4 protein-coding genes are annotated in these 12,437 nt (G+C 73.2%); 1 reads left to right on the top strand and 3 read right to left on the bottom strand.

Translation table 11 applies throughout. The features are described from left to right. Positions 1–514 (top strand): phosphopantetheine-binding protein (locus ACFW47_RS35065; RefSeq protein ID WP_386289064.1); only part of this gene is annotated, 514 nt, incomplete at its 5' end. A gap of 71 nt (positions 515–585) precedes the next feature. On the opposite strand, the gene ACFW47_RS35060 is transcribed toward ACFW47_RS35065, so the two are convergent. From ACFW47_RS35060 to ACFW47_RS35050, 3 genes are all read right to left on the bottom strand, one after another. Continuing rightward, a complete protein-coding gene (locus ACFW47_RS35060; RefSeq protein WP_386308276.1) occupies positions 586–5,142 on the bottom strand; it encodes an amino acid adenylation domain-containing protein in 4,557 nt (1,518 codons plus the stop codon). A gap of 57 nt (positions 5,143–5,199) precedes the next feature. Further along, positions 5,200–9,426 (bottom strand): amino acid adenylation domain-containing protein, encoded by a 4,227-nt coding sequence (locus ACFW47_RS35055; protein WP_386308275.1) that lies wholly within the window; start codon positions 9,424–9,426, stop codon positions 5,200–5,202. Between the two features lie 49 nt (positions 9,427–9,475). Further along, on the bottom strand, positions 9,476–12,437 hold a 2,962-nt coding region (locus ACFW47_RS35050), incomplete at its 5' end, for a type I polyketide synthase (protein ID WP_386308274.1).

Here is a 12,437-nt window from a genome sequence, read left to right as displayed (position 1 = left end):
CGAGGACGACTCCGTCGAGGAATCACTCGCCGTGACCCCGGAGGCGGTGCCGGCCTTGGTGCGGGCGCAGGTGGCGGCGGTCGTCGGAGTCGAGGATCCGCGGGCCGTGGAGCGGTCGCGGAGTTTCAAGGAGCTGGGGTTCGACTCGCTGGCGGCGGTGGAGTTCCACCGCCGGATGTGTACGGCGACGGGGCTGCGGCTGCCCACGTCCCTGACCTTCGACCACCCCACGCCCGACGCGGTCATCGCTTACGTACGCTCCCAGTTTGGCGCGTCGGCCGGTGAGGGCGAGGCGGTCGCCCGGATGCTGACCCGCCTCGACGGGCTGCGGGCGCTGCTGGCCCGGGAGGAGCTGGACGACACGGCACGCGACGTGGTCGCGGCCCGGCTGAACGAGCTGCTGACGCTCTGCGCACGCCGTGGGTCAACGGCCGACGAGACCGTGGAACACCTTGAATCGGCCAGCGACAGCGAGATGTTGGACTTCATCAGCAACGAACTCGGCATCTCCTGACGGACCGAGGCGGAACGGCGAAGGGGCGCGGCCCGTATCCCGGGCCGCGCCCCTTCGCCGTTCCGGGCGGTTCAGTCCTGCCCGTTCTCCGTGAGGGCGGCGCACAACTCTGCGATCGTCGGGTTGTCGAAGAGCAGGTCCAGGCCGTTGTCGTCAGTGTCGCCGAGGTCGAACTCCTCCTGGAGCCGGCCGAGAATCGTCACCGCGTGCAGTGAGTCGCCGCCGAGGTCGAAGAAGTCGTCCGTGACCCCGAAGTCGCTGTGGCCCAGTGCCGCGCTCCAGATCTCGAAGACGGTCCGCTCGGCCTCGGTGCGCGGCGTGGTGTGCGCGCTCTCGGCGGCCTCGTCCCACGGTGAGGGCAGGGCCGAGCGGTCCACCTTGCCGTTGGCGGTGAGCGGCAGCCGGCCGATCACCATGATGTGCCGCGGCACCATGTAGCCGGGCAGTAGCTCCTCCAGGCGCCTGCGCAGTTCCTCCGGCTCGGGCCGGCCGCTGCCGCTGTCCGGGGCCTGTCCGATGAGGACCTGCTGGCCGTGGAAGTCGATGCCGGCGCCGGCGCCGGGCACCGCCTCGAACCGGGTGAACCCGGCGTCCTCCAGGTGCTGGCGCCACTCCTCGACGGACAGCAGTGGCAGCCGCCGCTCCACACGGTCCTGGGCAAGGCCCTCGATGAGTCCGACCGTCACCGTCTGCTGACGGGAGTTGAGGGTTCCCTCCAGCAGGACGAGCAGTCCGCCGGGGGACAGGACCGACCGCAGCCGGGTGAGGGTCCACGCCGCGTCCTTGGCGTCGTGCAGCACGTTGGCCGCGACCACGACGTCGACGGACCCGGTCTCGATGCCCTGCGGCCCCGGCTCCCCGTCGATGTCGTACGTGCCGTACTCGACGCCTGTGTGCTGCCGGAAGCGTTCCTCGGCCCGCTTGGTGAAGTAGGTCGAGACGTCCGTGAACAGGTACCGGACGGGCTTCCCGGCCAGCACCGTGAGGACCTCGGCGGATGTCGCCCCGGTGCCCGCGCCGACCTCCAGGACGCGCACCGGACGGGTGTCGTCACCCCGGCCGTCGGCGTAGGCGCGGACGGCCTCCGCGAGGGCGGTGTTGGACAGGACCGACACCGCGTTGTCCGCGTACAGGGCGTTCGTGACCGTGTGGCCGGTGTCCGTCAGGAGCAGCTTGAGAGGGCTGGTGCTGCCGCGCAGCATCTCCACCTGGTGCTCGGCGCACGCGGTGAAGTAGCCGGACAGGACGGCTTCGGTGCCGGAGAACTCGGCGGCCTCGAGCATCCGGCGCACCCGCGCGTCCCACTCCGCGGGATCCAGCGGAGCCGCGCTCGTGAACGTGCCCGGCGCGGTACCGGCCCGCAGGACGCCCTCCTCCACCAGGACGCGCAGCCAGCGTTCCAGGAGCCCGCGGTAGGCCGGCCGGATCCCGCACCGTTCGACGACGTCGGCGGCGGACACCGTCTCACCGGCGGCGCCGAACACGCCCAGCCGGGCGAACGTGCGGGCCATCAGCGGCGGACAGATCTCCTCCAGGGTCTCCAGCATCCGCCGGTACTCGGCGAGCCGGGGCGCCAGGTCCACGACACCCCGCTCCATCCGGGACCGGCAGGCCGCTACGGCCGCGTCCCAGAGCGCGCTCGTGTCCTGCCGGGCGGGAGCGGCGCCCCCGGCCGCCGCAGGCACCACATGGGCCACGAGCTGCCGGTGGCCGGTCTTCGGGCTGGTGTCCACACCGGCGACCGCGTCGGCCACGCCCGGCTGCCTGCGCAGCACCGAGGCGATCTCACCCAGCTCGATCCGGTAGCCGTTGACCTTGACCTGGAAGTCGCTGCGGCCGAGGAACTCGATGTCCCCACCGGGGAGATAGCGGCCCAGGTCCCCGGTGCGGTACAGCCGCTCCCCGGTGCGCGGATGGATCACGAACCGCTCCGCGGTGCGCTCCGGGTCGCCCCAGTAGCCGCGTGCCACGCCGGTGCCGCCGATGAAGATCTCGCCCGTGGCCCACACCGGGCAGGGCTCCAGGCCGACGTCGTACACCTGGAGGGTCTGGTTGGCCAGCGGCTTTCCGTACGGGATGCGCGTCCAGTCGGCCGGTACCTCGCCGATGGGGTAGTACACCGACCAGATGGCGGCCTCCGTGGCGCCGCCGAGGCTGATGACCTCGGCCTTGGGGTGCCGGGCGCGCACGGCGTCGGGCAGCTGCACCGGGATCCAGTCGCCGCTCAGCAGCACCAGCCGCACCCTGGTGCCGGACCGGTCGGCGGGGTCGCCGGCGGAGTCCACCCAGGCCTGCATCAGCGCGGGCACCGAGTTCCACACCGTCACACCGTGCCGTTCCACCAGCTCCGTCCAGTGCGCGGGCTCTGTCGCGCGGCCCGGCGACGGCAGGACGACGGTGCCGCCCGCGGCCAGCAGCCCGAAGATGTCGTACACCGACAGGTCGAAGCTCAGCGAGGAGATCGCCAGCACCCGGTCGCCCGGCCCCACCTGGAAGCGCTGGTTGACGTCCAGGACCGTGTTCACGGCCGACCGGTGGTCGATCGCCACGCCCTTGGGCCGCCCCGTGGAGCCCGACGTGTAGATGACGTACGCCAGATCGTCCGGCGACGGCCCGGACTCCAGCGGCTCCGCGCTCGCCTCCGTCACCTCCGGGTCCTCCAGGGTGACCACACGGACCCCGTCGAGCCCCTGAAACTCCTCGCGCAGCGCCGGCGACGTCACCACCAGGCGCGCACCGCTCTCGGCGAGCAGCTGCTCGCGCCGGGCGCGCGGCCACTGCGGTTCGATCGGCAGATAGGCGGCGCCCGCCTCCTGCACCCCGAGGACCGCGCAGACCTGCGCACACCCCTTGGGCAGGACGACCGCGATCAGACAGTCCCGGGCGGCGCCCAGCGCCGTCAGCCGCCGGGCCAGGCGGCGGGCGCGCTCCACCGTCTCACGGTAGGTCAGCTCCCCGTCGTCGCCAATCACCGCGACGGCGTCCGGGCTGCGCCGGGCCCGCTCCTCGACCAGCCCGCACAGGCTGTCGGTGGCGGGCAGCTCGGTCACCGTGTCGTTGACGCGGCGCCGCTCCTCGGCCTGCCACTCGGGCAGCGCCGCCGGCGACCCGGCCGCGTCCCACGCCCCCGGCTCCCCGGCCAGCCGCTCCAGGGCCCGGCAGTACACGTCGAACATGTCGTCCAGCAGCCCGTCGGGGAACAGCGCCTCGACCGCGTCCCAGTTGAACAGCAGCTCGCCCCGCTCCTCCGAGGTCTGGTGGTCCAGCCACACCTGGGGCGTCTGCGTCAGGCCGTGTACCCGCTCCCCGAAGAACCGGATGCCGTCCGCCGGGTCAGCGTCCGGCGAACCCAGCACCAGGGCGCTGGTGAACACCACCGGCATCGCCGCGGAGGGACCGCCGCCGAGCCGCCGCGCACGTTCCCGCAGCACCCGCACACCGTTGTACGAGGAGTGCTCCAGGTCCCGCATGAGCTGCCCCTGCAGCGCCTCCACCCGTTCGGCGAACGAGGAACCGGAGCTTGCGCGGGTCTCCAGCATGGTCAGCGTCGTGAAGTCCCCGATGACGGAGTCGATCTCGGGGTGCACCGCCGGGCGGTTGAACAGCGTCAGGTTCAGCGTGAAGTCCGGCTGCGCCGCCCACATTCGCAGCGTGTCGCAGAACGCGGTCATCAGCACCGCCGACGGCGTCAGCCCGCGCTGCCGCGCCGTCTCCTTCAGCACGCCCCAGCTCTCCCGGTCCAGCCGGCTCGCCCGCCGCCTGAACTCGGTGCGCTCCAGCTGACCGGGCTGCACCGCCAGCGGCAGCTCCGGCGCGGCCGGCAGCGAGTCCAGACGCTCCAGCCAGTACGCCTCGTCCCGCTGGTAGCGGGTGCCCTCGCGGGCCGCCTCCTCGTGCAGCACGTAGTCCCGGTACGACAGCGACAGCGGCCCCGGACGCCACTGCGGGTCCTCGTAGAACCGCCGCCACTCGTCGAACAGCACGAACAGGCTCAGCCCGTCCAGGATCATCACGTCGATGCCGATGTGCAGGCGGGTGCGACCACCGCCCAGCAGACAGGCGCGGATGTCGAACATCGGGGCGCGGTCGGTGGGCAGCACCTGGTGGTCCATGGCCCGCCGGACCTCCTCCACCCCGGCCCGCTGCTCGTCCTCGCGGCGGCCCCGCAGATCCGTCACGGCGATCTCGTACGGCGGCACCTCGCGCAGGATCCGCTGCCGGCCGTCCGGCTGGATCACGGCCCGCAGCATGTCGTGCCGCTCCACGACCCGGTTCAGGGCGGCGTTCAGCCGGTCCATCTCCAGGCCGGTGCGCTCCAGTTCGAAGTACAGGTACGTGGAGACCCCGCCCAGGTCGAGCGCCGAGCCACGGCCCACCCAGTAGGCGTGCTGGATGTCGGTGAGCGGGAACGGCTCGTGCCGGTCCTGCGGGCGCGGCGTCACCCCCGGCCCCTGGCCGGCCGTGTCGTTGCGGCGCAGCAGTGCGATCAGATCGTCCCGGCTCCGCTTCAGGCGCTCGCGCAGCTCGTCGGTGAGCGTGCCGGCCGGAGCGACGATGTCCAGCCGCTCACCCGCGAGGCGCAGCTTGATGCCCCTGCGGTGCAGCTCGGACAGGAGTTCCTGTGCCATCTGAAATCTCCTAGGTAAGTGTGAAGGTCGTCTCGCAGGGGATCGTCCGGCGAGGCCTCAGGGCTGTTCGACGGCGTGCACGACGGCGGCCAGCGCGGCCGGGTCGGTGAGGAGCGTGTGGTGCGAGGCGGCCACGGACTCCGCCCGCACGCCCGCCCGGGTCAGGGCCGACCAGCCCCAGTCCGGTGCCGCCGCGCCCGGGTGGCCGGCGAACTCGCCGACCTGGCCCAGCTGGGCACGCAGCACCGTGATCGGGGCGTCGATCCCCTTGGCCTCGTAGCTGTTGCAGGCCACCACCACGCCGCGGAACACGGCGAGCGCCGGCGCCAGGTCCCCGGGCTCGAACCGGGTTCCGGGATCGGGCAGGCCTCGCTCACGGGCGAGGGCCAGCGTCCGCGCCAGCCGGTCGCCGTCGCGCATGCCGTCCAGTCGGCGCACCTCCTCCAGCGGCGCGTGCTCCGGCCGCAGCCCGATGCCGAGGTCCTCCAGGAACCACACCAGCAGCTGCGCCTCGTCCACCTCCCGCGTCAGCGACGGAGCGGGCGAGTCCAGCACCAGGAGCCGTTCGACCGGCTCGCCGCTCTCCTCCAGCAGCCGCGCCGCCTCGAAGGCGATCACCGCGCCCGAGGACCAGCCGCCCAGCAGATACGGCCCGGCCGGCTGCACCGCGCGCAGCGCGTCCACGTAGAGTCCGGCCAGCTCGCCCACCGTCCCCAGCGGCTCCTGACCGGTCGCCGGCCCCGGCGCCTGGAAGGCGTGCACCGGGCGTTCCAGCAGCCCCGCCAGCTCCCGGTAGCACACGACGTTCCCGCCCGCCGGATGCACCAGGAACAGCGGCGTGCGACTCCCGCCGGACCCCGGCCCGGCCTCGCGCAGCGTCACCAGCGGCGACCACCGGCCCCGCACCTCCTGCAGGCTCTGCGCCAGAGCGGCGATCGTCCGGCACTCCAGCAGCAGGCCCAGCGGCACCCGGTGACCGGTCCGCTCGGCGACCAGCCGCAGCACGCGCAGCGCCGCGAACGACTGCCCGCCCAGGTCGAAGAAGTCGTCGTGCACCCCGATCGGGCCGACCCCGAGCACCGACTCCCACACGTCCGTCAGCAGTGCCTCCAGCTCGTTGCGCGCCGGAACCCGGGCCCGCGTCCCCTCGTCCCGGGGCCGGCTCATCGCCTCCAGCGCCCGCCGGTCCAGCTTGCCGTTGCCGGTCAGCGGCAGCGCCTCCAGCACGGCGACCCGGCCCGGCACCATGTACCGGGGGACCCGGCGCGCCACCTCGGCGAGCACGTCCCGCACGAACGCCTCCTCGTCGCGGCCGTCGCCCTCCCCGTCGCGTACGACGAACGCCACCAGTTGCCGTCCGGAGCCCGCGTCGGCCGCCACCACCACGGCCTTGCCGACCCCCGGGCAGTCCAGCAGCGCGTGCTCGATCTCGCCCAGCTCCACCCGGAACCCCTGGACCTTGACCTGGAAGTCGCTGCGGCCGAGGAACTCGATGTCCCCGTCCGGCAGATACCGCCCCCGGTCCCCGGTGCGGTACAGCCGCTCACCGGTCCGCGGATGGCGCACGAACGCCGCGTTCGTGCGCTCCTCGTCCCCCCAGTAGCCGAGCGCCAGCCCACGGCCGCCGATGTACAGATCACCCGGTACCCACACCGGCGCGTCCCGCCCGCTCGGGTCCAGCACATGCCAGCTCTGACCCGCCAGCGGACGGCCGTACGGGATGCTCGTCCACGCCGGGTCCTGCTCGTCCACCGGGAAGCAGATCGACCAGATCGACGCCTCCGTCGCGCCGCCCAGGCTCACCACCCGCGCGTTCGGCGCGATCCGGCGGATGCGTTCCGGCAGGTCCACCGGAATCCAGTCGCCGCTCAGCAGCACGGTCCGCAGCGACGGCAGCCGCACCCCGGCCGCGGCCGCCTCCTCCGCGAACAACTGCATCACCGCGGGCACCGAGTTCCACACCGTGACACCCGCCGAGCGCACCGTCTCGACCCACGACGCCGGGTCCGTCTGCGCCGCGGCCGGCAGCACCAGCGTCGCCCCCGCGGCCGCCGCACCGAACACGTCGTACACCGACAGGTCGAAGCACAGCGACGACACCCCGAACACCACGTCCGACGCCGAGATCCCGAACCGGCGGTTGATCTCCGCGATCGTGTTCAGCGGCCCGCCGTGGTCGAGCATCGCGCCCTTCGGACGGCCCGTCGACCCGGACGTGTAGATCACATATGCCAGGTCCGTGGGCTTCTGCCGGGCGCCGCTCCGCGACAGCCCCTCACCGCTGCGGCAGTCCTCGACCGTCACCAGCGGCACCCCGGCGGCCGCAGCGAGCCGCTCCCGCACGGCGGCCGACGTGACGACCGCCACCGCCCCGGTGTCCTCCAGGACGTAACGCACCCGCTCCTCGGGCCAGTCGGGATCCACCGGCACATACGCGGCCCCCGCCGCCAGCACCCCGTGGACGGCCGCGACCTGGTCCGGGCCTTTCGGCAAGGCCACCGCCACCAGGTCACCCGCACCCGACCCGCACGCCACCAGCCGGGCCGCGACCCGCAGCGCGTACGCCTCCAGCGCGCCGTAGGTCAGCGCCCCGTCCGCACCGGCCACCGCCGGCGCGTCCGGCGCGACGGCGGCACGCCGCGGCAGCAACTCGCCCAGCAGCCGCGCCGGCGGCTCCGGCGCGGCCGCCAGCGCCTCGTCGTTGATCCGCGCACGCCGCTCCCGCTGCGCCGCCGGCAGCAGCTCGAAGTCCCGCGCCCGCCAGGCGGACTCGTCCTCCGCCAGCCGGGTCACCAGCGAGCCGTAGGCCTCCAGCATCGCGTCGATCAGACCGGGCGGGAACATCGACTCGATGACATCCCAGATCACCCACAGCCGCCCATCGCGCAGCTCCCAGAACTCCGTGTCCAGCAGCGTCTGCGGCGTCTCCAGAAGGCTGTACCGCGGCGGATCGGCGGGCCCCACGAACAGCGCGCTGCCCACCGCGAACGGCAGCACCGCACTGCCCGGCGTACGCCGCACCTGGTTCAGCCGCTGCAACACCTTGCTGCCGCTCCAGTACGTGTGCTCCGTGTCCGCCAGCACCCGCGCCTGCAGCCGCCGCACCCGGTCCTCGAAGCCCTCCGCATGCCGCCAGTCGACCTCCAGCGGATACAGCGCCGCGAAGTTGCCGAGGATCTCCCGCATCTGCGGATGGATCGGCACCCGGTGCGTGATCATGTTGTTCAGCAGAAAGTGCCGCGAGCCGCTCCACCGGGCGATGACCTCCGCATGCGCACCGAGCAGCACATTCGTCAGCGTCAGGCCCCGCGCGTCCGCCCTGGCCCGCAACGCCTTTCGCACACCCGGCTCCAGCAGCACTTCGCGCCGCGACAGCATCGACCGCCCCTGCCGCTCGGCCCCGCCCACCAAAGGCAGTTCCGGAGCGCCGGGCCACTGGGCCATCCGGTCGCACCAGTACTTCTTCGACGCCTGCCCCAGCGGCGACTCCTCCAGCTCCGCCAGCGCCAGCACACAGTCCCGGAACGCCACCTCCAGCTCCGCCAGCTCCTCCTGCGGCCGGTGGTAGTAGTGCAGCGCGTCACTCAGCAGCCGGAACGCGCTCGGCGCGTCGGCGAAGAGATTGTTGTTGTTGTAGTGGAACCGCGCCCGGCCCCCGCCGTACAGACTCAGGTGCGGCGCCAGCCACGGCCACCGGTCGTGCGGCGGCTCCTGCCGGCACATCGACTCCCGGGTCCGCAGCATCCGCCGCTCGGCCTCCTCGACGGGCAGACCCCGCAGATCCGACACGGTGAACTCCACCGGCGCCGGGTCCCGCACCGTCCGCAGCAGCATGTCCTCCCCGGCCACCACCAGGTTCTTGCGCTGGCGGTGCAGCGCCCGGTTGAACGCCACCCGGAAACGGTCCACATCCAGCTCGTCGAACTCGAACTCCCCGTACTGGTGCGGCCGCACATAGAACTCGAACCCCTCACGGCTGCCCATGAGGAACGACTGCTGAAGATCCGACGGCGTGAACGGCTCGTACAGCCGGTCCGGATCATGCCGAACGACCGGCAACTCCCCACCGCCCGCGCCCGGCCCCCGCTCGGAGCGCGCCAACCAGTCGACGATCTCCGCCTTGTGCCGGGCCAGCCGCTCCCGCAGCTCGGCCGTCAGACTGCCCCGCGGGGCCTTCACCTCCAGCCGCTCACCGTCGACAAGCCTCAACTTGACGTCCCGGTCCGCCAGTTCCGCCAGCAGCGACGAAACCGGCGAACCCCACGTGCTGCTCTCTGTGCTCACTGCGGAACCTCTCTTCCGACATCACGGTCCGGGCGGGGAAAGCCGAATCTCACAGCGTCAGCACCTCGGTCTCGTCGGAGTCCGCCGCGTCGTCCTCGTCCGAGGCCAGGACACTGCGCAACGCGAGCTGACGGCACACGAACCCGGCGACATCCCCGCCCGTCCCGGAGAACAGCACATCCGCCGGCACATCCGCCGAATAGTCGCTCAGCAGCCGACTGCGCAGCCGCACCGTCGTCAGCGAGTCCAGCCCCAGCACATTGAGCCGTGTCCCGGCGAACGACGGGGCCAGCTCCTCGCGCTGCCGCTCACCGATCCCCAGCAGCAGCGCGACGATCCCCAGCAGCTCACCCAGCACCAGCTCACGCGCCCGCTCCGGCTCCGTGGCCGCCAGCGCTGCCAGCTCGTCCACCGACCACGCCGGCCCACGGGCCACGCCGCCGCCCCCGCCGTCCGGCCGCACCGAATCCAGCAGTGTGTACGGCACCGAGCGCGCGACCACCGCCGCATAGCGATGCCAGTCCACCCGGGCCAGACCCACATGCCCCGAGCCACCCGCACCGCTCAGGGCCGCACCAGCGGCCGCGCCGCCGGGCGCCGCCCCGTCCACGGCCAGCCGCGCGAAGGCCCCGAACGCCTGCCGCGGCGGCATCGCGTCCACCCCCGAGGCGGCCAGACCCTCCAGCGCCCCGTCCCGCGCCGCCATGCCCACCTCGGCCCAGGCACCCCAGCCCACGCTCAGCGCGGCCAGCCCCCGCCGCCGGCGATGCGCGGCGAACGCGTCCAGAACCGAGTTGGCCATGACATACGCGCCCTGACCGGCCGCACCCGTGATCGACGTCAGTGACGAGAACAGAACGAAGAAGTCCAGCTCCCGGCCCTCCGCCGCACACTCCCGGTCCAGGTACCAGGCACCGCGGACCTTCGGATCCAGCACCCGCCGGACCCGCGACCAGTCCAGCCGGCCCAGAACCGCGTCGTCCGTCACACCGGCCAGGTGCACGACACCGCGCAGCGGCGGCAGCTCCCGCCGCACGAACGCCAGCAGCTCCGCGACATCACCGCGCCGCGCCACATCCGCACGCCGCAGCTCCACCCGCACCCCGGCCGCACGCAGTGCCGCCACCTGAGGCGGCACCGCCCCCTCGTCCTCCGGAACACGACGACCCGTCAGCACAAGGGACCGGGCGCCTTGCAACGCCAGCCACCGTGCCACCTCCAGCCCGATACCGCCCAGACCACCGGTGACCACATACGTGGCATCCGGCCGCACGACGACCGGCTGCCGCCCGCCCGACAGCTCACGCTCCGCCAGCCGCGCCTCATACCAGCGGCCGGCGCGCTGCGCGAGATGCCCGGACCCCGCGAACGACTCCGCGCACCGCCAGGCCTCCTGCGGCGACGGCACCGGCCCGTCCGCATCGACATCGACCTGGACGCACTTCAGGTCCGGGTAGTCGGAGATCACTGCCTTGGCGACACCGGTCAGCACGGACTGCGCCGGCACGGGCGCCCCCGGCCCGGCGGGGACGTACGCCGCCCCCACCGAGCGGACGACGACCTGCGGCCGGTGCTCGGCATGGGCGTTGAGGAAGTGCTTGAGGAGGAGGAAGGAGTGGCGGGCCACGCGGTAGAGGGCGTCGAGCCCGGGATCCGCGGTGGCGTCCGTGCCGGTGAGGTGTGAGCCGTCCTCGCGGCGGCCGGACGGCGCGGCGGGTACGGCGTCCAGGAGGAGCCCCGCGAGCCGGGGAGCCGACCCGTCCGACCCCGCACCGGCCGACTCCAGCGCCCGGGTCAGACGGTCCCCGAAGAACCGCTCCAGCTCACCCTCCGGGACCGAGTCCGGCGCGATGCGCAGAGCGGCATCGGACACGGCATCCGCATCCGCGTCCGCCGCCTTGGCACCGTCCTCGTCACCCACCGGGGCCAGACGACCCTGCCAGGCACCGGAGCCGTCCGGATCGGCCGCCAGGACGAGCCACACGCCACCGGAGTCAGCGGGCCGCGCCGACAGCTCCGGCGGCGACCAGGGCACCCACTCGACCTCGTACTGACGCGGACGGGTGACGGCCATCGCGCGCAGCGCCTCCGCGGAGACCGTACGGAACCGCAACCCCGTCACGGTCACCAGCACCTCACCCGACGCGGACAGCAGATCCAGATCCAGCGAACACTCGCCGCCCGACCCGACCCCGTGCCAGCGCGCGTGACACCACACCGTCGAGGGCAGCCGGCCGTGCACCGAGACCTGGTCCACACCCACGGGAAGCCGCAGCACCTCCTCGCCCTCCGTGAACGCGGCCACCACGTGGAAACACGCGTCCAGCACCACCGGATGCAGGGTGTAGACGTCCTCCCCGTCACCCCGGGCGGCCTCGACCTCGACCAGGGCGAGCGCCTCGTCCTCCGCCGCGTCGCGCAGCAGCTCCTTGAGCCCCTTGAACGCGGGGCCGTACTCGACGCCGATCGCGTGCAGCCGCTCGTACAACCCGGTGATGTCCGCGGTCTGCATCCGCTTGCGCAGATCGTCCAGCGCTACCGTCCGCCGCTCCGGCCGGACGGCTCCGGCCGTGCCGAGGGGCGTGGCTCGGGAGACCGTCAGATGCTCCGCCCAGGTCCGGGATCCGCCGCCGTCCGCAGGCTCGTCGGGCTGCCCGAAACAGCGCACACGGTATCCGTCCCCGTCCGGCTCGACCAGAGCCTGGACCTTGACGGGGGCGTCCGCCCCGAAGTGCAGGAACTCGTTGAAGCTGACGCCCTCCAGGGTCACACCCGCGGCCGCCTCGCCCCGGGATGCGGCCCGGACGCCCGCGACCGCCCACTCCAGCATCGCGGCGGCCGGCAGGACCGCCGTACCGACGAGCTGATGCTGCTCCACGAACCACGGCCGCCGAGCCTCCAACACCTGCGCGAACCACTGCCCTCGCGGATCCGCCAACTCGATCCGGCCGCCGAGCAGCGGGTGTGCGGCCGTGTCGGGCGAGGCGGTGGCCTGCGCGCGGGACGGGCCC

This window comes from Streptomyces sp. NPDC058796 (assembly GCF_042745235.1).
Taxonomy (GTDB): Bacteria; Actinomycetota; Actinomycetes; order Streptomycetales; family Streptomycetaceae; genus Streptomyces.
This window is presented reverse-complemented; position numbering and strand designations above follow the sequence as displayed.